The sequence below is a fragment of the Paenibacillus sp. NPDC056722 genome (genome assembly GCF_042790635.1).
GTDB lineage: Bacteria > Bacillota > Bacilli > Paenibacillales > Paenibacillaceae > Paenibacillus_AQ > Paenibacillus_AQ agri.
Genome location: NZ_JBHTYV010000009.1, coordinates 111,785 through 135,381, shown reverse-complemented (window position 1 = coordinate 135,381; position 23,597 = coordinate 111,785). Strand labels below are relative to the sequence as shown.

Genomic DNA, 23,597 nt, shown 5'->3' with positions numbered 1-23,597 from the left:
TATGGTTTCATAATCTTTGATCCTAGCGCTATACGACATACCGCCCTCGTGGCTGCCGGCCACGGAGGACGATCTCTATTAATTTGCTGTTGCTCTTTGTGCAGCATCGTTATAAATTTTCAGAGCTTCATCAATAGCTCCCATTTTTTGCACTTTATCAATGAATGCCTGCCAAGTATCGAAGCTGTTCTTGCCTGCTACGAATTTGGCCTGCTCTTCGGTAACGAACGTCTTAACCGGATTCATAATCTCCGAAATCCGCTGGCTTTCATTGCCCGTGAGTTGAATCGACGGCTCACTCAACCAGGAAGGAATATAATCGTTGTCATGCAATGGCAGACTCGTCAAGAATTCCGATTTCTCAATCGGCACCTCTTCGTATTTGCCGTTAAATACCGTATAGTCTGTCGCAGCAAAGTCTACGAACGCTCTTGAGTCACTAACCATTTGTAATCCAGGGTTATGGTTTCGACTTGCGCGCATGCCGTATTTATCACCTTCCAACCACGGATCCTTGGCATTTTTCAGCGAGTCGACAAAGGTCGGAAGACCGTCTTCCCCGATGGTATAAGTCGTGCCCTCAATCCCCCAAGTGATGAGCCTGATCATTTCATCTGAATATTGATAATCGATGAATTTAATCAATTCCTCAGGATTTTTGGCTTTGGAGTTGATAGCGTATGCCCCCCAGCCCAAATCAGGAGTATTGGCGTTCACAACTTCCTGCCAGGCCTTCCCGTAATCCGGATTGTCAGGATACAGCGAAACAGCGAAAATCTTGCCATCGTCGGCCGTTCTAGTGTACTCAGCCGGAGTCGTAAACCACTGCGTTAGCCACATGAAGTTGTCGCCATTCAGCGCTTTTCTTTTCACCGTATCATCTGTATCAATCGTGTATTCCGGATCTAATAGCTTCTCCGAATACAGCTTATTCGCAAATTGGAGCGCATCTTTATATCCCTTTTCCAGAACCCCGTATACATATTTCTCTCCGTCCCAGAAGATTTCATCCCGGATGTGGTTCGCAGAAAACAACGATCTTAGACTGTTAAATTTTGTTGCGACGGGATATTTGTCGGGGTAGAGCTCTTTAACTTTTTTGGCAGCCTCATAGAATTCATCGAGCGTGTCCGGAATTTTGATGTTATTCTCCTTGAACACGTCATAGCGGTAAGCAGCCGTATTCTGAATAAGCATGCCTCGATCCTCAGGGAACCTAGGCGTGGAGGTTTCTTTAAAGGCGTACATCTCTCCGTCGGAATTCGTAACCCGCTTCATCCCATTCTTCACCTTGCTAATGTAGTTCATATAGTTCGGCATTAAATCTTTATATTGGGCTAACTCGAGAAGTTGGCCTTGCCCGGCCATTTGGCTCACATCATAAAATAACGGTGTTATGAAGAAGTCTGTCAGATCGGCGCTTGCGATCATGAGCTTGACCTTCTCGTCGTACTCAGAAGCCGGAATATAGTTATATTTAATTTCTACTTTCTTACCCATATAGGCTTCCATACTCTTGTGCCATTCCTTGCCTACCAGGCTATTCGGATTATCCACACCGCTCGCAGGCAGCGTTACCGAGAAACGCACTACTTCTTGGTTATCCTCATTGGAAACTGAATTTTTGGAATTATTCGAACACCCAGAAAAAATCATCAGCATGACCAACCCAAGGACAAGCATTTTTGCCAGTTTGTTCATTCAACGTCCCCCCAATTAGCTCAATGAACTACTTTTCCAAATCTACTATTCAATACCTATCATGATCTCTCTACCACTTACCTCCTTCACCGCTGGCTATCCGCAACTCAGCCTTTGATGGAGCCTACGAATATCCCTTTGGTGAAATGCTTCTGGAAGATCGGATAGATACACATGATCGGAAACATCGTAATAATAATGACACTCATTCGTACCGCCTGCGGATCAAGCGCTTCCCCCGGAGCATTAATGGCAACCGCACCGCTGCCCACCCGTCCTTGAATCGCAGTCGTATCCAAGGTGAACAGGTAGTTTCTTAACACCATCTGCAAAGGATATTTATCCTGATCCCGCAAATAAATCAAAGCATCAAACCAACTATTCCAGCTTCCGACCAGACCGAATAGCGCAAAGGTTGCAAACAGCGCCTTCGACAACGGCAGTACGATCCGGAAAAGAACTACCACATCATTCGCTCCATCGATATAAGCGGAGTCCTTCAGCTCGGAAGGAATATTCAGAAAGAATGTTCGAAACAGAAACACATTGTAGGCACTAATCGCGCCGGGGAGAATCATAACCCATACTGTATCTAACAGATGCAGGCTACGCATAAGCAGATAGGTCGGAATTAAGCCGCCGCTGAAAAACATCGTAATCATTAGGAAAAGGGTAAAAAATTTCTTGCCCGCAAATCCGGGAATCGTTAGCGGATACGCCATTAGTGCCGTAAACAGCAGCATGATGCCCGTAGAGCCGACCGCATAAATGATCGAGTTGAGATACCCTTTAAAAATATATGGATCTTGAAATACCGTCTTGTACGCTTCCAGATTAAATCCCTTAGGCCAAATCGTCACGCTTCCAGAGGAGATGTAACGTGCGCCGCTTAGCGATGTAGCGATAATGTTTAGAATCGGGTACAGTACCACAATCAGGATAAATATCATGAAAACAATATTTACAACGTCAAAAGCTCTGGAGCCTATGCTATCCTTTTTCAACATCTCACCACCTAAAACAAACTCGTCTCGGAAACTTTTCGGCTCATCCAATTGGTCAAGTAAAGAATAATAAAAGATATAACCGACATAAATAATCCAATTGCCGTTGTGTACTCGTATTGGGCGCCCAATATACCTTGACGATAAGCATAGGAGCCGATGACATCTGCTACTTCGTAAGTCTCAGGCGAATAGAGCAGAATAATCTTCTGGAAATCGCTCCCGAGGATTCCTCCCACGGCAAAAATCAGCAAAATAATAGAGGTAGACTTGAGCGACGGCCATGTGACATGTACAACCTTCTTCCATCGGCCTGCGCCGTCTACTTCGGCTACGTCATACAACGTAGGATCAATTCCGCTTAATGCAGCAAGGTAGATGATCGTGCCGAATCCGACGCCCTGCCATAAGCCAGAAGAGATGAAAATGGTCCGGAAAAAGCTCGGCTCGAGAAGAAACATGACCGGGTCTCCGCCGAAGAAGGTGACGATACTGTTAAACAAACCGTCTCTCGCTGTAAACTCCTTAAGCATCCCCGCAACAATGACGACCGATATAAAATGCGGGAAATAAGAAACCGTCTGCACAACCTTCTTAAAACGCTTGTTTTTCAGTTCATTAAACAGTAGAGCCAATATAATTGGCGCCGGAAATGACCAAAACAAGGTATACAAACCAAGAAGCAATGTGTTCTTTAAAACTCTAAACGCCATGGGATCGTTAAAAAAAGAAGTGAAATACTTTAACCCTACCCACTCACTTCCCCATATCCCTTTGGAAGCGTTAAAATCTTTGAAAGCGATTAAAATTCCATACATAGGAAAATAACTAAAGATTAACACTGTCAGAAAGCCGGGAAGCACCATAAGATAGAGATAGCGGTGCTTGACGATTCTGGCCACTAGCCTGTTATTGGCCACTAGCCTGTTACTGGCCACTAACTTGTTATTGGTTACTTGCAAAGAAGCACCTCCTAACTGTTAACATGTCGTGATCGGTTATAGCTGATATATTGCTCGTAGACACATGAACCTGGTTATTTGATTCGCATTATATGTAAGCGCATTCATCACCGCCTCCAAAGGTTATTTGTTTTACGTTCGTCGGGTACGCAATAGCTTCCGGCTACCGTCCCAGACAAATGTAATGCTCATGGTGCCTGAAAGTTATTATGCTAGGCAAAAAATAACACATACTATTTCATCCGTCAATAAAAAAATACATAAAATAATTAGTATACTATCTCTGGACTATCCCAAATTGGCGATATCGATGAGGCGTTAAACTATGCCTCCGCTTGAATAAGTCGTAGAAGTAACTGACGTTCTCGAGTCCGATCTCTAAGCTGATTTCCACGATTTCCATGTCCGTATTCAGCAGCAAATTCTCGGCATAGGACATTCTCAATTCGTTAATGTACTGGGTCGGGGACATCCCGAGATGCTTTCTAAACATTCTGCATAGGTAAGCATGCGATTTGTCCGACAGCCCAACAAGCGCAGCCGTCCCCTGCGTAAAATGCTCTTTCTTTCTCACCTCTCTGCATAGATCCTTAAACCATTCAGGCTGTCCGGTTAGTTCAACCGGATCGGCTTCTGCCTTGATATACCGGGAGAACAGATCTGTCAATATAGCTCTTACCTCCGCTTTAACAGCCAGCTTCTTCTCCTGCGGAATCAAACTAAGCTGGTCCAGCCGGTACCGCACATATTCCTTTTCCATTTTGGACAGCACAGTCGACGGCGGCATGACCGGCTCAAGCAGCCTTTCGCTTGGGAACCCTTCTCCCAAAAAAGCAACCAGATCGTCCAGGACCTCCCTATTGAACGATAAATTGATGAATTGGCAGTCGCTATCCGTCGTCTGTTCATAGTAATGAACGTCCCGATCCCTTATGAACACTAGTGTATTTTCCTGCAACAACTGCCGTTTGCCGTTAATGATATGCACAACGCTACCCTTCAAGATAAGAAACAGCTCAAAGAAGTCGTGAGTATGCATGCCGATCGTATCGCGCACCGAAGCGATCAGTCGATAGTGAGCCTGAATTTCAGAATCAATACCGTCTGCCGCAAGAAGTTTCAACATGTGCAATTCCCCCTTATTTTGTACAGTGGCAATTTTCTTCGATGTCAAAATACCATAATGCATTCAAAAATGGAGCAAGATTTAGAGCAAGACTTTTGATTAGGATAGAGTTGTTACTGAAGCCTGAAAGGAGATTTACCACAAATGAACTTATTGGAACTGCGTCAGCAATTCGAAGCAAACAAACGTATTTATGAAAGTGCCAAGCTTGTCTTCCACGGAGTCGAAGGCTTCGATGTCTACAACCCTTCAATTCCGTTCGAATGGAACGGCAAGCGCTACATTTATGGACGCGTGGAAAAACGCGATGAGTGGGCGAGGTCTTGGGTTCGCCTGTTTGAACAGAGCGGTCCAGACGAGTGGACAGCCGTGCCGGATACGATGATTTATCAGCTTGAAGACCCTTATATTAGCGTAGTCAACAAACAGCTCGTATTGGGCGGGACACATGTTCGTTTCAATCAAGGTCAGCTCGATACGTTCTACGGTTATTTCTACAAAGGGCATGATCTTCATGACCTCTGCTACTTCACGACCGGTCCAGATTATATGAAGGACATTCGGCTGGTAGAGCTTCGAAACGGTAAGATCGGTGTCTTCTCAAGACCACGCAATGAAGAAATCCGCAAGCAATATGGAAGCGAATCCTTAGTGGGATTCACAATCATTGACAGCCTGGACGCACTGTCTCCGGAAGTCATTGAGAACGCACCAAATATCAATGGACTGTTCCGTAAGGATGAGTGGGGCGGCTGCAACCAGGCATACTTACTAGAGAGCGGAAAGATTGGCGTCATCGGCCATATCTGCTACGCTCAGGGAGATCAAGCAACCTATATGAACATGTCATTCGTACTCGATCCGCAAACTAATCAATTCTCGGATTTGAAAATCATCGGCACCCGTCCTTGTTATCCGGATGGCCCCGCCAAGAAGGCGCATCTGAACGACTGTGCTTTCACCGCCGGTATTGAAATGCGGCCTGACGGCAAGGTTAATCTGTACAGCGGTATCGGCGATACCGAAGCAGGACGCATCGTCATCGACTACCCGTTCGAGGGTGAAGGCGCCATTGTAACCTTATAGATAAAATTCCAAGCATCGAGCTGTTGGGTTATCCCGGCGGCTCATTTTTTATGTCACATTACGGTGTGGTATAGTACCATTCATTTTTTGTAAAGCACCCCCTCGAAGTTATTATGATAAGTAAATTAAAACACATACTTTATTTGATCTCATAGTAATACAGAGCATCACGAAATTCAAAGTTTTTATATAATTTCGCCCCTATCCTGCTAAATTCCTGAAAATCACCTACCCATCCGACAATTTTTTTTCGAGATGCGCTACAAGTACGTATACTTTTTAAAGCGATGTGCGCTACAATAGAAGAAATGTTGGAACGAGGTGAACCTACTTGAGCAAGAAGGACTTGGCTCTGCCAAAGTACCAGATGGTAAAAGACTATGTCTTATCCCAGATCGAGAATCAGGAATTTACAATGGACCATCGGATTCCTAGCGAATCAGAATTTTCCAAGCTGCTGGATGTCAGCTCCATCACTGTGCGCAAAGCGCTGTCAGAGCTGGTGAACGAGGGCGTGATCTACCGCGTGAGGGGGAAGGGAAGCTTTGTTGCCAGCCAGGCAGCCGTCTCAGAGAAGACCTCCAATCTGGTGGCTTTTGTCATCTCCGGCGTCGACCTGTACGATAGCTCATATATGCAGATCATGCGGGGCATTCAGTCCTTTCTGGGCAAGCATGGTTGCAAACTGATCGTAGAATTTGTGGAGAACGACTTCGAACAGGAACGCGAGCTCGTTCTGGGGCTGATTCAAACGGAACTGCGAGGATTACTTATCTATTCCTCTGATCCCGACGCTGCGAAGAGCTATCTCGGGGAGATTCGCAGTAAATCGATTCCGTTCGTCATGCTTGATCGTTCCCCTTCCGGATATCCGGTCAACGTCGTCACATGTAACAATCATGACGGGGCCTATGAAGCGGTAGAATATTTGATAAAGCAAGGTCATCGAAAGATCGGATTTGCAGCTTACGACTACCACCTAAGCCCGGAGGTCGACAGATACAACGGTTATTGCAACGCCATGTCGAATTCGTCCGTGCCGTTACAGGATTCGTTCTTGTTCCTGGACAAGAAATTAGACTATGTTGCGCTTGCGCGCCTTGTACAAAATGGAGAGCTGACCGCGCTGTTCTGCGCCAACGACAAGCGGGCCCTCGAAGCGCTCGAACAGCTGACCGCACTTGGCATTCGTATCCCCGACCAATTATCACTAATGGGCTTTGACGATTTCGAGAGCGCCAAATTCGCCAAGGTCGCCTTGAGCACAGTGAAGCAATATTTCGATGTTCTCGGCTATGAAAGTGCCGATTTGTTGTTCAGGATTACCGAAGGCTCGTCTTACGGCAATAAGAAGGTCATGTTGCCTACAAGCTTGGTCATACGTGACTCCATCAAGCCAGTTCAAGGTTAAAGTCTGAGATCACGAATTCGATTTTGAGTCCAGCCTGGAACACTGAACAATACTACGCCAAATCACAAAAAAGACGCTCCAGTGTGCAATTTCCGGACGTCTTTTTTTGCGTTTTCATGTTAAAATGTCATCAACTATCCTGCTTCCAGCTCTTTTATAAAACATGAAGGTGGGAAAAGGATGAAGAATTATGTGCTCGGATTCTCTCTAACAGGCCTCCATACAAAAAGCCCTTCCCCAGCAAAAAACTAAGGAGAGGCTTTCGATTCATTTAAGTTGTAGCTTCAGTTGTACTCGTTGTCTCATTCACCTGCACAACTTTTTTGGAAGCATTGCGATTAGAGATGAAAACTCCAATTAGAATCAGGGCTCCGCCCAGCAATTGAGTGACGTAGATCTCATCTCCCAATAAAAAATGCCCCAGGATAAGCGAGATAAACGGCGGGATATTCATGAACATGGAAGCTGTCCCAGGCCCTGTGACCGCTACGCCCCTTGTCCACCATATCCCCGAGGTTGCTGTAATCAAGGCTAACGGAAGTAGCATTAACCAGATATAAGCATTATTTGTTGCTATCAAACCACCATTATACGACTCTATTGCTACCATAGGAGATATCAGAATAGCACCTAATCCACCAGAAATAATATTAATAGCTGTCAGTGACATCGTCTTCACCAGCAGTGGCGTGAACATCATACCGATCGTCATCCCCAGCATCGCCAGTACCAAATACAAGTCACCTAATGATAGACTGAACTTCCCTCCGCCAAAACTGATAATAATAACAACACCCACTACACCAAGTAGGCCTCCAACCAGCTTTCCTGCAGTCAACGAAACCTTATAAAATAGGCGCTCCATGAAGATGGCTACCAATGGTGCTACCGCATAGATCAAGGAACCATTGGCTGCTGAGGACAGCTTGAGACCTGAGAAATAGAGTGGTTGCTGAATCAAAGTGCCAAACAACGAACTAGCCGTCAAAAGTAGCCATTCCGGCCGGGTTGGCCATCTTAATTTTCCGGCACGATACAGCAACAACAGGACCAGCAGCCATGTCAAAACCATGCGTATAAAGGATAGAAATGCAGGAGAGAAAAAATTTATCAGATATGCACTCATGATATAGCTTAATCCCCAACAGAGAGTTGCCCCAATAAGTCCAACAATAGCCGATCTATAACTCGACATTAGATGCACTCCCCTACATTAACTGAAGAAGCACATCTCATTGCTTATGAGCGATTGATTTGTAAGGTAAACGGTCTTGCCCCTGCAGGGACCATTTCTCTCCATCTATGTAGATCGCATCAACTTCTTCATTATAAAAGCTATATCTACCCGCTATTTCATGAACCTCTGGCAGTGGCTCCTGATAGCTCCACACCACATTGTCAGCAATCACTCCATCGCTATTGAAAGAATGATATGTGGCAGATCCTTTATAAGGGCAGGTTGTCACTGTATCTGATGGCACTAGATAATCAAAGTTAATATCCTCTTTAGGCAAATAAAAGCGCGGAGTCAGTCCTGTCTCAAACAGAATCACCGGATCTTGACTATCTGCGACAACCTTGCCGCCTACGATTACTTTTATATGTCTGGAACTCGGAATGGCATCCAGTCTCGAATAAGGATCTCTGGCATGGTTAATGACTTCTTCCTCTTCTTCAAACCATCTAATATCATTATTTTTCCAGATAAAAGTAATATATCCCGCAATAATGGCACTGGATTGGGAAGGATTAGGATGACTCCAGACGGCATTCTCTACAAGCGTATCATCGACTCCAATGTTCCAATAGACGGCTTCCCCTTTGTGAAGGTCCTCTCTGCGATGAGTCGATTCTTGAAGAAACTCGGTCCGGACATCGTCCTTGGGAAAATAGTACACCGGCAGCTTGCCGGTCTCCGTAACGATCAGCACACGTCTGCTATCGGCCACGAATGTCTCGCCTATTTTTACACGAATCCATTTCGGACTCACTTCGGCTCTAAGCTGCCAATCGCCATCGAATTCATCATTTAAATTCCACTGCGGGTCATAATGTGCCATCTAATCCATCTCCCATCTATCCGTTATATTGTCTTCAATATCAGATTAACGCGTAGCGATCACACTATGACGATTAGCAGGGCGACGCAGTCCCAGATGTTCACGAAGGGTCGTTCCTTCATAATCTTCGCGGAAGATTCCGCGCCGCTGCAATTCAGGGACAACCAAGTTCACAAAGTCATCCAGACCGCCAGGCAAATGCGGGAACATCACATTAAAACCATCCGCTGCGCCACGGACGAACCATTCTTCCATCTGGTCAGCAATCTGCGAAGGTGTTCCGGCTACTCCGCGCGAGTTAAGACGTTTATAGAGCTGGCGAATAGTCAGAGTCTCCCGCTCCAGCAATTGAATGATTTTGGCTAAACTGCTCTTACTCTGATTAAAGCCCTCCAGCTTTGGTGTGAAGGGCAATGGCTCATCCAATGGATACTGTGATACATCATGACCCAAATAATGAGAGAGCAGATCAAGTCCCAGGTTCTCAGGCGTAAGATCCTCCACAATCGCCAACCGCTGGGCCGCTTCTTCCTCCGTCCGTCCAATAACAGGCATAAAGCCCGGTAGAATCTTCAGATCATCACGAGATCTACCGTATTTAGCTAACCTTGTCTTGATATCCTCGTATAGTTCAATCCCATCCTCAACCGTTCCAAACGGCCCAAAGGCTGTACCTGGTGCAAATACAACTTCTGCTGATGCGGCTGCCAGCTCCTTGCCTGCTTCCGAAGCTCCTGCTTGAATCAATACAGGATACCCTTGCGGAGGCCGTGATACATTCAATGGACCCCGAACTTGGAACTCATCACTCTTATAATTCAAATTATGCAGCTTATCTTTATCCGCAAAAACACCTGATTCCTTATCCAATACAATGGCATCATCTTCCCAACTATCCCACAGCCCTTGAGTCACATCGACGAACTCCCCAGCTCTTCCATAACGATTCTCATGCTCCAAGTGTTTATCTTTACCGAAGTTCCGGGCTTCTTCATCCGTCTGCGAAGTTACGATATTCCATCCTGAACGTCCACTGCTTAAGTGATCCAGCGTGGCTAATTTGCGGGCAATATGATACGGCTCGTTATATGTCGTTGATACGGTTGCTGCAAGACCAATTCGCTCTGTGACTGCAGATAGCGCAGATAGTAGTGTGAATGGCTCTGGACGAATGCTGTTTGCCGCAGTGATTCCTGACTGAAATCTGTCCCAAACATATAGTTCATCTGCATAGAAGAACATATCGAATTTCCCGCGCTCAGCAGTCTGCACAATATGCTTGTAGTAATTAAAATCAAGCAGACCGGCCGCATCCGATTCTGGATGTCTCCAACTGGAGATATGTTCACCTGCTGGAAAGAACATCATCGCTCCCAGTGCCATTTGTCGTTTGTTATTACTCATCTCTATACACCATCCCTTATACTGTCTGTTAATTACAGCAGGCCTTGATTCTCCAGCCATTCCTTCGCTATTAAATATTAATTTCTGGTATATTGACGCAGGCCTTTTGGCGTAAGCAACTTATTCAGTCCTAGCAACAATAAATTAACGACAATAACGAGTAGCGATACAGGGATGGCACCTTCCATAATAGTTACCGTATTGATCATCGCGATCCCTCTGGTAATAATATCGCCCAGTCCTCCGGCAGCAATATAAGTAGCAATAGTAGCCATACTGATCGTTTGCACCGCAACTAGCCTTACACCGGCCATAATAACGCTGCGCGCAATAGGAAGTTGAACCATCCATAGAATCTGCCATCTGGTCATTCCCATTCCCGTACCGGCTTCAATTAACGCCTGATTCACACCCCCGATACCTACATAGGTGTTCTGGAGAATCGGAAGTAACGCATACAGCGTTAACGCGATAATCGCAGGTTTTGTTCCAATGCCCAGAAATGGGATCATAAATCCGAATAATGCGAGACTGGGAATGGTCTGAATCACAGATACCGTTGTTATGACTGTGTTCGCTACACGTTTATAGGCAGTAAGAATAATTCCGGTCGGTACTGCAATCAGGCAAGCAATCAGAACCGAGATCAGTGACAGATTGATATGCTCCCCCATCTTCTGTAAAATCATAGGCCAATCTGCTTGCAAGGTATTCCAAAATTGATCCACCCATAACCACTCCCTTTCATTGATAATCGAGATCAAATTGAATATTGTTCAAACCGCTCTGCACCTAGAAATTCACGAACGAAGTCAGAAGCAGGTGCTTCCAGTAAATTCGCAGGTGTTCCTGTCTGAATAATAAATCCATCCTTTAGCAGAATTACCTGGTCGGCTATTTTAAGTGCCTCATCGATATCATGTGTTACGAACACAATGGTCTTCTGCACTTTTTCATTCAGCTTAATAAGCTCCTTCTGTAGCTGTACTCGGCTAATGGGGTCTAATGCGCTAAAAGGTTCATCCATAAGAATAATAGAAGGATTGGAAGCAAGTGCACGAGCTACACCGATGCGCTGTTGTTGTCCACCACTTAGCTCATGCGGGTAACGGCTGCGAAATTGCTGTGGATCGAGACCAATCAATTGCAGAAGTTCTTCTGTACGCTGAACCAAATCTTTCTTCTTCTCACCCTTAAGTCTTGGAACGATAGAGATATTCTGTTCAATGGTCATATGAGGAAATAATCCGATCTGTTGAATGACATAACCAATATTCCGCCGCAGCTCAACCGGATTAAGCGTGCTGACCTCCTGCCCTTCTACCAATACAGAACCAGACTCCGGCTCTATCAAGCGATTGATCATTTTAAGCAGCGTTGTCTTCCCGCAACCTGACGGTCCGATAATGGTAACGATTTGACCAGTAGGTATGGTTAGATCAAAATTCTCCAACACATTACCCGAACCATAATTTTTGGTCACTTGCTTGAACTGTACTGCGGCTACGCCAACACCCATATCAATCACTCATCCTTCTTTTCAAAATATACCAACTTAATTCATAATTTTAGTTGGTTTTAAATATAAAAAAAGATCACATCTCCCTCATGTAGCTGCAAGGGAAATGAGACCTCCGTTTGTAAGGTTAGTCTCTTATATTATTAACATCCGATAATACAATACTGTAATGTAATACTTTAATGCAATATTATATTACGTATAATTTTTTGTCAATCATTAAAAACAAGTAAACACATCGGATTAAAATTATCAAATCACAAAATGATTTATGTTATAGGGCATAAAAAAAAAGACCTCCTGTGATCAGGTCAGCCATATTAGACTACTATGCAGTTATCCTTAAGAATTAATTACTTTCCACAAGCGCAGGTTTAATCTCATTAGCATTAAAAAAATCCAATGCGGAGCGATACCAAGAAGTCTCTCCTTCTTTCTCGCCGTCAACATAAATCTCTACACGTTCATTATAGAAGGAGAGATATTCCTTAATTTTAGGAATTTCGGGAATCGGATTGAGATAACTCCACACAATGTTCTCATGAACGGTACCATTCACTTCAGCGGACCAATAAGAAGCCTTTCCTTTGTAAGGGCATCTCGTTTCCAAGTCGCTTTCCTGCAGGAACTCCTGCTTCACGTCTTCCTTCGGTAAATAATAACGAACAGGGACACCTGTCTCGAATACAATGATCGGGCGTTTGCTATCCGCTACCGTTACACCATCAATGACTACCTGGATATGCCGAGAACTTTGCAGCGCATCTACTCTTTTATAAGGGTCACGCGGGTGAACAAAGATTTCTTCATCTTCTTCGAACCAGGCATCTACTTGATTCCAATAGAATGAAACATATCCTTTGATCGGCTCACTCTCGGGAATAGGATTCTGATAGCTCCAAACTGCATTTTCTGAAATCCGGTCCCCAACCTTGATACTCCAGTACGATGCTGCACCTTTCCATGGGCAGTGGGAATGATGCTCCGACTCTACGAACAGATCCTTGCGAACATCACTCTCGGGAAAATAATAAACCGGAAGATGCCCTCTCTCATGAACCGTGATCACATTCTTGCTATCCGCAATCGTAATCCCTTCAAACTCCACTCTTACTCGTCTTGGATTTGAATCAAACTGCAATTTCTTCTTATTAGACATGTGTACTCTCCTCCTTCTAAATAATATCAAATATAGGTAATGAATTATTGCATTTAGATAATATCATGCAAATTTCAGATATTCAACATAAAAAACCTACTTTTCCAATAAGAATTTAAAAATTAATACATTAACCCATGTAAAACTAATGATAAAGCAGTCCCGATACTAGAACTGAAATAATCTATATAGAAAAAAATAAGCCCTAGAGCCGATTAGGGGAGTGCGGCGCTTGAGCTTTTCAAATGACTGTACATTTATAGCTGGAGGATGGTTTAATACAACGTTGAATAATTAATTTCCGCCAGTTTTTCTTCTAAGTAAGAATAGTAAGTTAGCCGATAATCGGTCTGTATACCACTATCATCAATTGTTCCTTTCCTTCCCATGCCAAAATTTTTTGGCTCCTTATTATAGTCTGATCGATACTGATCAAAACTAATAGGATCGGTTAGTGTAAAATGTTCTACGAGATTATCACAGTAACCATACTCCTTGTTTTCTTTTATTGGAAAAACATAATTTTGATACAAGTGTACACTTTGAACATAACTGTTGCTTCTAGATGTAAAATATCGAATTCCATTAAAATGGGTCGAGTTCCTTACCCATTGCAACAAAAGCTGAGGGATAATATACTCCGGTTTGAATGGGCGCGCATCATCCTTTACCTGAACGGAACATGCAGCCATTAATGGCCAGCAGAGATACAGTGCTTTTAAAGCATCGTAACTTTCGGTATCACTTTTTTTATATGAAGCTTTTGTCGCTACTCTAGGGGGATAGCCCAGATCGATAAAATTCATTCCACGATCATTTCTAAACGAAGAAACATATACATGCTGCGTGTTACTTACTGTTCTCAATTCCTCCAGACATGCGTAGACAGAACTTCCTAAATAGAGGCATGGAAATCCTGGAATGCTATACCGCTGTGTGGATACAAGCGTCCTTTCTTCAAACGGAATATGAAATAGGTCTTTTTTATTTGTAAGTGGAGTCTTATCTCTTCTAATTCTGTATAACCGTGGGTCTCGATTTCTGTTAAATAAGTAAAAACTATCGAAGTAACAGCTCAGTTGATCAATAGCTGGCTTTAATAGCTGGTATGCTTCGGATGGGAAACCATCATAATAGTTATGGAGTGAACTCTCAATAGCCTCACATACTTTATTAACCATGTTAACTTCAGCGTCCGATAGTACATGCTTTAATTTCAGCTGTCGGGCACCTTCCATATAAGATAAATTCTTAGTTTTAACTAATTCCTTATAAGATATGTTTGTATAGGTGATTGGCAGATCAAACTCTTTTTTTACTAGTTCCTCTCTAAGCGTTTTAAGTCGGTCCTCAATGGTCAAAGTCATCATCCTTATCTATTCTTGTTCTCTACACAATCAATCTTACCACTTTTACCCAAGGCGAAATTAAACAACCAATCACCGATTGATTTCCGGCGATTGGTTGTTTGAATTTACTATATGTTTTGACTTCCTTATTTAAAAGGATAAATCCAGAAATGCTCTGTTCCAAAACGCGCTTGAATCTCTTCATCATTCAATTCTTTGCTGCCCACTAACTCTGCCGCTTGGAATTGTGATTTATGCGCTTGAATCGATGCCATTTTAGGCTTCAGAAAATCTTTGACATCAATGATAACATTAGGTTTGCCAATCTCTTGCTCCGTATTCCGGGCAAAGGCCACACAGTGAACAGGAGGTCTCTCTGCCTTAGGTAGTCTTTCAACCGTACGGATAACTGCGGCTCCAGTGGCATCATGGTCGGGATGAACGCTATAACCCGGGTAGAACGTAACGATTAACGAAGGGTTAAGCTCTTTCAAGAGCGCGTCAATTTGACTATCCAACAAGTCCTGATCCTCAAATTCAATCATCTTGTCATGGAAACCAAGCATTCTTAGATCCTGTATGCCAATGGCCTCACAAGATGCTTCAAGCTCTTTTTTGCGTATCTCGGGAAGGGTTACCCGATTAGCGAACGGTGGAATCCCCATATTCCGGCCCATTTCGCCTAGTGTCAGGCAGGCATAAGTTACCTGAGTTCCATTCTGTATATGCTTCGCCAGGGTACCTGCTACACCGAAGGCCTCGTCATCCGGGTGTGGCAATACAACAAGAATATGTCTCTCCACTGAATTCTTCATCTCCTCATGCATTAGAAAGGCTCCCGGCTTAATTGTAAAGATACGATAAGCTTGCCTTGACTGTCGTGCCCTGCCATGATCAATCTATCTGTCTCACTCTCTTCATAGTGAGTTAAACCTTCTGAGTACACCCAACCTTGCGACATTTTCAAACCGATACGATAAGGTCCTTCTCCTGAAATCGACCCGTGAGAATATTGAATAACAGCATTGGTGATGAAAGTAGAAGCCGAATGCTTAGAGCTATCCAAATGAGCAGCATATGCCCCCATTGTCAACTCAAGATGGATATACATATCCTGATCTTTAAACCGGTCGATTCTTTGTTGTATTTCTGACTGATTGATTAGCTGCAATGTTACGCCTCCATCTCTGACTGAATTGTATAGCTGAATGTACATATAAGAAATAAGATCCAACCCTTTGCAGAACGGACCTACATGATATAAGTGTGACTTATTTCTCATCAAAGTATAACTTGCGATGCTATGTAATTCAATGGATGTTTCTGAATACTAGGGAAAGGTATCCAATATCTATTTCTAATAAATCTTCAAATAGATTTCCACCAGGATAGTGGTAATTTGTGTCTTATTTTAAAGAGAATTCGCTAAAATTAATTGGATGATTTTGTTTATTTAAGTATAATGGTATTATATGCCTACAACTTAAGACCTAATTCGACATTATTCACTAAAAGATTGAAGAAGAACTTAAACAGGCAAGTAAAATAAAAGGGGAATGAACATGCTTTGTAGTAAGTGTAACACTGAGCTGCCCGAGGATAGCCTATTCTGTAACAATTGTGGAGCCAGGACTATGAGTAGAGCTTCTGGAAGGAAAAAAAACAAAAAAACGTGGATTTTAAGCAGTAGTATTATTGGAGCTTTGATCATCATTGCCTTGATATTCTTGACCTTAAACAACAGACCTGTGAATGCATTCAAGAATGCTATTAAAGATAATAAATACGGAAATGCGATAGAAGTTTATGAAAACAAAATCAAAGGCGATTTAGAAAAGGAATCAGAAGTCGAAATCTATCTTCAAACCAGCTTAGAACAAATTAAAAAAGATTATACTGACGAAAAGATCGATTATAACACTGCTTTAAACCAACTGGAAATCATTAAGAAAACGAATCTTTTGAATTCGGAAGTGAGAACCGCTCAATCGGATATAGATAAATTGAATGGTTCAAGAACGGCCTTTAAGACCGGAGAAGAACTCCTGAAAAATAACGATGTGAAAAATGCCCTAACGGAATTAAAGAAGGTCAGCAAGGTTGACGAAGCTAACTATTCGAAGGCCCAAACCTTAATTAAGGATACTTTTTCTGCCTATAAAACATCTATTTTAGATGATGCTCAAAAACTCGCAACAGATCATAAGTATGATGAAGCTATCAAAGTTATAAATGAAGGATTATTCATCATGTCTACTGATTCTGATTTGATGGCTAAAAAAACAGTCTATGAAAAACAAAATGAAGAACAACTAGCCCTCCAACGCAAAGAGAAAATGGAACAAGCCAAAAAAAATCAAGAGGTAACTGTAGAGAAAACATCTATAATCGTTCAAGATGATACCTACAAATCGCTATATCCTGATATGATTCAAGTCATAACACGGAATAACACTAATAAAGTGGTTAAAAACATGGATGTTTCTATGCTGGGCTTTGATAATAACGGGCTTCCTATAAAGATTAAACGAGAATATGGAGATAGTTCCTTAGAATTTGTAGGACTCGCTCAAAATGTAAACATTGTACCAAAGGCTACCTTTGGTTCAGGAAAAGGCTGGGGCCTCGACAGCACCCATGGTATAACAACTGTGCTTGCCTGTGTAAAAAGTGTAGAATACTATGACGGTACAACATGGGAGAACGAGTATTATCCGTATTGGATTGAGGAGCATCAAGAAAAGCCCTTAAGCCGATAACTATACCTTCGAAATCCTATCCCACTCATACTATAAAATAAAATGCGTTGGCGAGAGAGGTCTTCCCTTCTCTGCCAGCGCATTTTATTTTACACGCGTAATGACCAACACTTCCATAACACCCGGCGACCGGTCACCGATAGAACTACCGGCAGCAGATCGCCGCTTAGAACCTATCAATACACAGGATACCCCGCTACAAACAATGCGAGATATAGCAAACCACCGATAACAGATACTGCCGTAAGCGCAGCATCCTTAGATTTCTCCTCTGTGAGCGCTACGGCTGCAAAAGCTAACGGGAACACAACGATAAAGTAGCGCGGAGCGGATAACAACCAAGTAGGAGCAACCACAAACGCAAAATACACGATAAAATACGCTGTATATGCTGGATTCAGTTTCTTCGCAGCCATATATATTACGATCAGAGCGGAGAATATAGTCAACAAATTGGGCAACCATAATCCAAGAAAATTACGGCTATCTCCCTCAATAAAAGTACGAACAGCATATTCCATCTGATATCTTACCGTATCGAAGAAGAAATAGAGCTTTTGGAACCAATGCTCTTTTTGATAGATGCTGTACTGAAATGCGTTACCTGTAACCTCATAATTAATATAAAGATAGGCTAGCAGCCCCAGCGATATAATGAAGAGACAGGCAAACGCACCAACAAGTCTGCTTATCCATGCCCTTCTATTTACAACTTTATATGTACCTAGCAACTCCCGAACGAATTCAATAGCGACCGGTACTGCCAGAAGTATCCCCGGAGAACGCGTATAGGCTGCCAGTGCACCGCACAAGCATCCGATGAGCCATTGCTTTTTCCGCACAAAATAGATACACATCAGAGAAAGTGCCAAAAATAACGATTCCGTCATAGGAATTAGGAAAAAGAATGCTGCTGGAAATATAAAAATATACTTTACAACTCGTAGAGCATTTCTTTGCGACATGTCTATTCGGGCAAGTTCATAAGCAAATAGAGCTGCAACGATCGAGCTGAGGATAGAGATAACAAATCCTGCCGCAAGATAACTCCCGGTAAATATCTCAACCACTTTTATCAGATTGGGTAAAAAGGGGAAAAACACGAGGTGAAATTTAGCATCTCCCTCTGTCACATACCAGTTCTCCGCAATACCAAGATAGGATGCAGCATCGGTCCCCGATATATGCCATGTCTCCATCACCTTACTGAAGAGACCGCCGGAATAACCATTTTGTATGATTAGAAAAACATAACCAATGATCAGGAGAAGCGCACGGCTAATTAACATCCAGCCAATAATCTTCAACCAAGTCTGTTTTCTCCCGGGTTCGATTCTATGGACTCGCATCTCTTCCGGTTGCTTGCTGGTCAGAATATATTCTGATAAAACAGGTATCGTGCGCAGACCTAATAACACGAATAGTGCGAAACAGGCAACTGTGGCGATAGTGCCTAGCACTGTCCAACTATGATTTGAATCTGCCCAGAAAATAGCCATACCCGCCATAATCAGTACAAAAATGATGGATATGACTTTGTCATGCTTCTTCATTTAGACCTCCATTTGTCCCCTCTGACCCCATGAAATAGATAAAAAAGGAAATTAGTACGCATAGAAATATCATAGTCGCTTGCAATTTTTTTGTAAATCATTTCTCTCGCTTTCATAGCGTAAAATAAAGGATAAAAATGTAAGATGATCTGGTAAAATGAATATACATCAACGGATCTTGGAAGGGTGTATCAAATAAAGCATAGTACAGGTGAGGAGTGTATCTAATGAAAGAGCAGTACACAGCTAAGCTTGAATTGTTCGCAGAAAACGCACTGAAGTTGAAAAAAGCGTTCGCCTGGCAAAATGTAATGGTTAACCGTTTGGCGGCATTGCTATACACGGCAGAGAACAAAATTGCCGATGATGAAGCGATCCGCGCAAGCTATGAACTTATTAAAGAGAATACCGGATGGTTCTCTGCTTTCAGGGGTAATTCGATTATCAGCATAGCTGCTCTGCTCTCTCTTTCTGCTGATCAAGAAAAACAACTCACAAACACACTGACCGTGTATGAGTTAATGAAGGAAGTCAAATTTAGAGCCTCTGATTATCTCGTCATTTCCGCCTATCAGATCGCTGCCCATGCGACATCGGATCAATATCCCCGTACGGTAGAACGCGCAAAGCAATTTTACGACAGTATGAAGGCGAAGCACCGTTTCCTTACCGGACAGGATGACTATATCTTTGCTGCCATGCTCGGTCTCTCCGATATCGACATTGAAAAAGGTATCGATCGTATGGAGCAACTCTATTCTACGCTTAAACCTGAGTTTTTATCGGGGAACAGTGTGCAAGCCCTGACGCAGGTCCTGATTCTTGGAGGAGAAGCCCCAGAGGCAGCGGCCCGTGTTCTTGCTTTACGCGATGACTTCCGTGCACGGGGGATCCGTCTGGACAAGGAATATACCCTTTCTTCGCTTGGCGTGCTCTCTTTGCTTCCCAGCAACAGAGAGGACATCGTTACGGATGTCTCAGAGACATACGAATTTCTGCGCACCCAAAAAGGCCTCGGCAGCTGGTCCATCAGCAAGCAGGAATTGCTGCTGCTCTCCGCCTCGCTGCTGGCCTTCAAATATGTGGATGATGTGCGAAATGGCATGATCACCACGATGCTCTCCACCAGCATTACCAATATTGTGATTGCACAACAGGCAGCTATAGCCGGGGCTACAGCTGCATCAGCTGCCGCAGTAGCTTCCTCCTCTTCAGATTAAAATGGATTGACGGGAAGGAAGGTATGGACTGTTCTATTCCACCGACTTCAACGCCTCAATCATATGAATCCGCTTGAGCTTGACATGCATGAAAGCCATGATAATGACCGAGAACAACAGCGTTAAGAGTGCGGCATAAATATAACTGGGCCATTTGATGATCGGAACGAACAAGGTTGCATCTAGCTCGGCCGTCTTCAGCACGAAGCTGTGTAACAGGATACCGAGACCCGACCCAGCCACGATACCAATTACGCTCAGCAAAATATTTTCCCGATAAATGTACATCGTTATCTCCTTATCATAAAAACCCAGCACCTTGATCGTAGCCAGCTCCCGGATCCGCTCGGACACATTAATATTGCTCAAATTGTAGAGAACGACAAAAGCCAGTGCCGCCGCCGACACAATGAGCACCCAGGTCACAACGTTCATACTTTTCATGATATCGTCGAAGGCAGTGCCTAAGCTGCTGGAGAAGCTAACGGCAGCAACACGCTCACTATCCGTTAGCTTCTCGCCGAATGTATCCTCTGAGGCTTTTTCCTGCACGGTATAGTTCAGAAGTTCTGTGTTAAACACGGGCTCCTTCCCGAATACGGAAGAAAAATACGCTGGGGTCATATACACATAGTGCATCACATAGTTCTCTGTGATCCCCGCGATCTGTATTTTGAACGTTTCGTTCTCCTTGTTCACCACGGTCAAGTAGCCACCAGGCTCAAGCCCGTACAGTTTAGCCAGCTTTTCCGAGACGATAGCACCCTTGTCCGTAAGCTTCCGCCTTTCTCCACTTAATCGATCCCTCAGCTCCACAAATTGTGCCAAAGAATCAACGGATACAGGAATGAACAGATTCACATCCTGATCATTTCTCCCTTTGGCCCGCGCGGTCATCGTTTCCTGTGCCACTTCAAGCGTACCGGTTATGGCAGATTCGTCAGTGATCAACTTCTTATAGGCATCCACTACATCAGGGGACGCATCCGCATGCAGAGCTACAAGGACATCATATTTCATAATTGCCCCGAATTGCCGTCCCGAGATACTGCCGAGCGAGTCCTTGAGACCAAATCCAGTCAGAATCAGCGCCGTGCAGCCGGCCACACCGAACACAGTCATGAACATCCGCTGCTTGTAGCGGAACAGATTCCGTGCGGTTACCTTTTGGACAAAGCTCAGCCGTTTCCAGACAAAAGAGAACCTCTCCAGTACAATCCGCTGCCCGTTCTTCGGCGCCTTCGGACGCATCAAAATGGAAGCATTGCTGCGCAGCACTACACGGGAAGCAATCCAGGCCGTCAAAGTAGTACATATTAACGCCACTAGGATGGAGATGATGGAATACGCAGGATAGAACCTTTTGATAATATCCGGGAGGTTATAGAGCGAACTATACGCATTATAAATAAATGTCGGGAACAGGGTAAAACCCAACGCGAGCCCCACAACTGAACCCGCCAGACTGGCAAGCGTACCATAGACGAGGAATTTAGCTATAATGTCACGGTTACCATACCCAAGCGCCTTAAGAGTACCAATCTGTAAGCGCTGCTCCTCCACCATTCGCGTCATCGTCGTGAGGCTGACCAGTGCTGCAATCAAGAAAAAGAACACCGGAAACGCGCTCGCAATCGCCGACAACCGGTCAGCATTGTCTTTATATTCGGCATACCCCGGATTATCATTGCGGTCAGTGACATAGATCTTGGGCAAAGCCAGTTCTGCAAGCTTTCGCTCCCCTTCGGCCAAATCCTTCTTCGCGGAAGCCAGCCCGGCGGACAGCGCCTGTTCTACATCCTTGGTATGCTGCTTCATCAGCGCCTCATACTCTGGCGTATAGGCCTTCAACGCGGAGGTATCTGTGAAGGACAGATACGCTTCTGTATACACCGGCAGCTTGAAGTCTGTCTCCGGGATGGCTGCAAACGCGTCTACCTTACCTTTGCCGATCCCGCTGGTTCCCCGGCTCTTCTTCTCGATAAACTGGGGGCTCCGGACAAAACCCACTACGTTATAATCCAGTACCCCGAAGTTGTTGGACAGTTCTGCATCCTTACCGTTTCCCGTGAACGTAATCTTGTCCCCTAGCCCATACTCACCATCAAGCCGGTCATCTAGTACAATTTCTCCCGAATGCTTGGGAAGATGTCCTTTAATAATATGGTACTGATTTAACGGTTTCTCGGTGTCGTATGAGTAGACTTTAAGTATTAAAGCTTTGTCGCCGGTGAACACATCCGCACTATAACCTGGCTGGACCACATCGACCCTTGGCACATTACTTAGCAGCTTTATGTTGTCTTCAGTCAGTCCGTAGGTAGTCTGCACCTTTAGATCCATTAGTCGCAGCTTCCGGTAAAACGTTTCGGCTGTATCCAGCATATCCGGCCCAGTCGCCTTGACCCCGGCAAAAAAACTGACGCCCAGCATAATGATTGCAAAAATCGAAATAAAACGGGCCTTGGTGCGCCAAATTTCACGAAAAATATCACTCCACAACGCGCGTTTGTTCATCCGTTTCTTCTCCCTACCATTCGATATCGTCAACGGATACCGGCGAAGGATTGGTAACCATTTTCCGTACCTTAGCGTTATTGATCTCAATGACCCTGTCTGCTATTGGCGTAATCGCCAGGTTATGTGTAATTACGATGACCGTAGTCCCGGTATTGCGGCAAGTATCCTGCAACAACTTCAGTACCTGCTTGCCGGTGTTGTAGTCTAGCGCGCCTGTTGGTTCATCGCAGAGCAGCAGCTTCGGCTGCTTGGCCAACGCTCTGGCAATGGCGACACGCTGCTGCTCACCGCCGGACAATTGAGCCGGGAAATTATCAAGCCGCTCACCCAGTCCCACATCCTCCAGCACCTTACGTGCATCCAAGGCACGCGGGGAAATCTGGGACGCCAGTTCGACATTCTCCAGCGTGGTCAGATTGGGCACCAAATTGTAGAACTGAAATACAAAACCCACATCCATACGGCGGTAGCCTGTCAGCTCCTTGGCACTATATTTGGCAATATCCGTACCGTCCACCATGACCTGGCCCTCGTCAGCAGAATCCATCCCGCCAAGAATATTAAGCACGGTCGATTTGCCTGCACCGCTTGGACCGACAATGACCGCAAATTCCCCCTTATTAATCTCAAAATCAATCCCGTCGTTGGCGACAATCACAGTCTCACCCATCTTGTAACGTTTGTATTCCCCATTTACTGTAATAAAGCCCATCCCTCATCCTCCTGTCTCTGGCCGAACCAAGCCCTGTCTTCTTCACTATCTA

Annotated in this window: 19 protein-coding genes and 1 pseudogene; 4 read left to right on the top strand and 16 right to left on the bottom strand. The window is 44.2% G+C overall.

All coding sequences use genetic code 11. The annotated features are described in order from the left end of the window. Nucleotides 1–78: 78 nt before the first annotated feature. The 4 genes from ACFRAM_RS20680 to ACFRAM_RS20665 all read right to left on the bottom strand — a co-directional run bounded on the left by ACFRAM_RS20680 (nt 79) and on the right by ACFRAM_RS20665 (nt 4,793). Nucleotides 79–1,701 carry an extracellular solute-binding protein gene (locus tag ACFRAM_RS20680; protein WP_379467622.1) on the bottom strand — a complete coding sequence of 541 codons (1,623 nt, stop codon included), beginning with the start codon at nt 1,699–1,701 and terminating at the stop codon, nt 79–81. 107 nt (nt 1,702–1,808) lie between these two features. Next, nucleotides 1,809–2,705 (bottom strand): carbohydrate ABC transporter permease, encoded by an 897-nt coding sequence (locus tag ACFRAM_RS20675; protein WP_379467753.1) that lies wholly within the window; start codon nt 2,703–2,705, stop codon nt 1,809–1,811. An 11-nt stretch (nt 2,706–2,716) separates the two neighbouring features. Next, nucleotides 2,717–3,571 (bottom strand): ABC transporter permease, encoded by an 855-nt coding sequence (locus ACFRAM_RS20670; RefSeq protein WP_379467751.1) that lies wholly within the window; start codon nt 3,569–3,571, stop codon nt 2,717–2,719. A gap of 373 nt (nt 3,572–3,944) precedes the next feature. Beyond that, nucleotides 3,945–4,793: a helix-turn-helix domain-containing protein gene (locus tag ACFRAM_RS20665; protein WP_379467620.1), complete on the bottom strand. Its 849-nt coding sequence runs from the start codon at nt 4,791–4,793 to the stop codon at nt 3,945–3,947. 144 nt (nt 4,794–4,937) lie between these two features. On the opposite strand from ACFRAM_RS20665, the gene ACFRAM_RS20660 reads away from it, so the two are divergent. Both ACFRAM_RS20660 and ACFRAM_RS20655 read left to right on the top strand, forming a co-directional pair. Beyond that, nucleotides 4,938–5,879, top strand: a complete 942-nt coding sequence (locus ACFRAM_RS20660; protein WP_379467618.1) for an MTP-1 family protein — start codon at nt 4,938–4,940, stop codon at nt 5,877–5,879. Between the two features lie 331 nt (nt 5,880–6,210). Next, entirely contained in the window at nt 6,211–7,290 is a 1,080-nt protein-coding gene (locus ACFRAM_RS20655) for a substrate-binding domain-containing protein (RefSeq protein ID WP_379467616.1), read from the top strand. Nucleotides 7,291–7,561: 271 nt separating this feature from the next. Here ACFRAM_RS20655 and ACFRAM_RS20650 read toward each other — a convergent pair whose 3' ends face one another. The 9 genes and pseudogenes from ACFRAM_RS20650 to ACFRAM_RS20610 all read right to left on the bottom strand — a co-directional run bounded on the left by ACFRAM_RS20650 (nt 7,562) and on the right by ACFRAM_RS20610 (nt 15,952). Continuing rightward, complete coding sequence (locus ACFRAM_RS20650; protein WP_379467614.1) at nt 7,562–8,485, bottom strand: DMT family transporter; 924 nt, start codon at nt 8,483–8,485, stop codon at nt 7,562–7,564. 37 nt (nt 8,486–8,522) lie between these two features. Then, complete coding sequence (locus ACFRAM_RS20645; RefSeq protein WP_379467612.1) at nt 8,523–9,350, bottom strand: DUF427 domain-containing protein; 828 nt, start codon at nt 9,348–9,350, stop codon at nt 8,523–8,525. Between the two features lie 45 nt (nt 9,351–9,395). Next, complete coding sequence (locus ACFRAM_RS20640) at nt 9,396–10,754, bottom strand: LLM class flavin-dependent oxidoreductase (protein ID WP_379467610.1); 1,359 nt, start codon at nt 10,752–10,754, stop codon at nt 9,396–9,398. Nucleotides 10,755–10,831: 77 nt separating this feature from the next. Next, the gene (locus ACFRAM_RS20635; protein WP_066379920.1) at nt 10,832–11,443 is read right to left on the bottom strand and encodes an ABC transporter permease; all 612 of its coding nucleotides are present in this window, start codon (nt 11,441–11,443) and stop codon (nt 10,832–10,834) included. Between the two features lie 86 nt (nt 11,444–11,529). Beyond that, a pseudogene (locus ACFRAM_RS20630) lies at nt 11,530–12,273 on the bottom strand (ABC transporter ATP-binding protein); the annotation flags it as partial. Between the two features lie 349 nt (nt 12,274–12,622). Then, nucleotides 12,623–13,432, bottom strand: coding sequence for a DUF427 domain-containing protein (locus ACFRAM_RS20625; RefSeq protein WP_379467608.1), 810 nt, complete (start codon nt 13,430–13,432; stop codon nt 12,623–12,625). A 275-nt stretch (nt 13,433–13,707) separates the two neighbouring features. Then, nucleotides 13,708–14,793 (bottom strand): hypothetical protein, encoded by a 1,086-nt coding sequence (locus ACFRAM_RS20620; protein ID WP_379467606.1) that lies wholly within the window; start codon nt 14,791–14,793, stop codon nt 13,708–13,710. Nucleotides 14,794–14,927: 134 nt separating this feature from the next. Continuing rightward, nucleotides 14,928–15,584 carry a bacillithiol biosynthesis deacetylase BshB2 gene (gene bshB2, locus ACFRAM_RS20615; protein ID WP_379467748.1) on the bottom strand — a complete coding sequence of 219 codons (657 nt, stop codon included), beginning with the start codon at nt 15,582–15,584 and terminating at the stop codon, nt 14,928–14,930. 23 nt (nt 15,585–15,607) lie between these two features. Continuing rightward, nucleotides 15,608–15,952, bottom strand: a complete 345-nt coding sequence (locus tag ACFRAM_RS20610; RefSeq protein WP_066379689.1) for a YojF family protein — start codon at nt 15,950–15,952, stop codon at nt 15,608–15,610. A 385-nt stretch (nt 15,953–16,337) separates the two neighbouring features. Here ACFRAM_RS20610 and ACFRAM_RS20605 point away from each other — a divergent pair, with 385 nt between their 5' ends. Next, nucleotides 16,338–17,540 (top strand): DUF5780 domain-containing protein, encoded by a 1,203-nt coding sequence (locus ACFRAM_RS20605; RefSeq protein WP_379467605.1) that lies wholly within the window; start codon nt 16,338–16,340, stop codon nt 17,538–17,540. Between the two features lie 176 nt (nt 17,541–17,716). Here ACFRAM_RS20605 and ACFRAM_RS20600 read toward each other — a convergent pair whose 3' ends face one another. Continuing rightward, on the bottom strand, nt 17,717–19,093 hold the full coding sequence (locus tag ACFRAM_RS20600) for a hypothetical protein (protein ID WP_379467604.1): 1,377 nt from the start codon (nt 19,091–19,093) through the stop codon (nt 17,717–17,719). A gap of 227 nt (nt 19,094–19,320) precedes the next feature. Between ACFRAM_RS20600 and ACFRAM_RS20595 the strand changes: the two genes are divergently transcribed. Then, the gene (locus tag ACFRAM_RS20595; RefSeq protein ID WP_379467602.1) at nt 19,321–20,313 is read left to right on the top strand and encodes a DUF4003 family protein; all 993 of its coding nucleotides are present in this window, start codon (nt 19,321–19,323) and stop codon (nt 20,311–20,313) included. Between the two features lie 33 nt (nt 20,314–20,346). Here the strand turns inward: ACFRAM_RS20595 and ACFRAM_RS20590 are convergent, their stop codons facing one another. Both ACFRAM_RS20590 and ACFRAM_RS20585 read right to left on the bottom strand, forming a co-directional pair. Beyond that, nucleotides 20,347–22,830: an ABC transporter permease gene (locus tag ACFRAM_RS20590; protein ID WP_379467600.1), complete on the bottom strand. Its 2,484-nt coding sequence runs from the start codon at nt 22,828–22,830 to the stop codon at nt 20,347–20,349. A 13-nt stretch (nt 22,831–22,843) separates the two neighbouring features. Then, the gene (locus ACFRAM_RS20585) at nt 22,844–23,545 is read right to left on the bottom strand and encodes an ABC transporter ATP-binding protein (RefSeq protein WP_379467598.1); all 702 of its coding nucleotides are present in this window, start codon (nt 23,543–23,545) and stop codon (nt 22,844–22,846) included. Between the last annotated feature and the right edge of the window lie 52 nt (nt 23,546–23,597).

What these genes read in the sequence shown, in the direction of transcription:
- ACFRAM_RS20605 (WP_379467605.1), top strand. Translation starts at nt 16,338, where the DNA reads ATGAACATGCTTTGTAGTAAGTGTAACACTGAGCTGCCCGAGGATAGC.
- ACFRAM_RS20640 (WP_379467610.1), bottom strand. Translation starts at nt 10,754, where the DNA reads ATGAGTAATAACAAACGACAAATGGCACTGGGAGCGATGATGTTCTTT.
- ACFRAM_RS20650 (WP_379467614.1), bottom strand. Translation starts at nt 8,485, where the DNA reads ATGTCGAGTTATAGATCGGCTATTGTTGGACTTATTGGGGCAACTCTC.
- ACFRAM_RS20680 (WP_379467622.1), bottom strand. Translation starts at nt 1,701, where the DNA reads ATGAACAAACTGGCAAAAATGCTTGTCCTTGGGTTGGTCATGCTGATG.
- ACFRAM_RS20600 (WP_379467604.1), bottom strand. Translation starts at nt 19,093, where the DNA reads ATGAAGAAGCATGACAAAGTCATATCCATCATTTTTGTACTGATTATG.
- ACFRAM_RS20585 (WP_379467598.1), bottom strand. Translation starts at nt 23,545, where the DNA reads ATGGGCTTTATTACAGTAAATGGGGAATACAAACGTTACAAGATGGGT.
- ACFRAM_RS20665 (WP_379467620.1), bottom strand. Translation starts at nt 4,793, where the DNA reads ATGTTGAAACTTCTTGCGGCAGACGGTATTGATTCTGAAATTCAGGCT.
- ACFRAM_RS20670 (WP_379467751.1), bottom strand. Translation starts at nt 3,571, where the DNA reads ATGGTGCTTCCCGGCTTTCTGACAGTGTTAATCTTTAGTTATTTTCCT.
- ACFRAM_RS20590 (WP_379467600.1), bottom strand. Translation starts at nt 22,830, where the DNA reads ATGAACAAACGCGCGTTGTGGAGTGATATTTTTCGTGAAATTTGGCGC.
- ACFRAM_RS20595 (WP_379467602.1), top strand. Translation starts at nt 19,321, where the DNA reads ATGAAAGAGCAGTACACAGCTAAGCTTGAATTGTTCGCAGAAAACGCA.
- ACFRAM_RS20660 (WP_379467618.1), top strand. Translation starts at nt 4,938, where the DNA reads ATGAACTTATTGGAACTGCGTCAGCAATTCGAAGCAAACAAACGTATT.
- ACFRAM_RS20635 (WP_066379920.1), bottom strand. Translation starts at nt 11,443, where the DNA reads ATGATTTTACAGAAGATGGGGGAGCATATCAATCTGTCACTGATCTCG.
- ACFRAM_RS20625 (WP_379467608.1), bottom strand. Translation starts at nt 13,432, where the DNA reads ATGTCTAATAAGAAGAAATTGCAGTTTGATTCAAATCCAAGACGAGTA.
- ACFRAM_RS20645 (WP_379467612.1), bottom strand. Translation starts at nt 9,350, where the DNA reads ATGGCACATTATGACCCGCAGTGGAATTTAAATGATGAATTCGATGGC.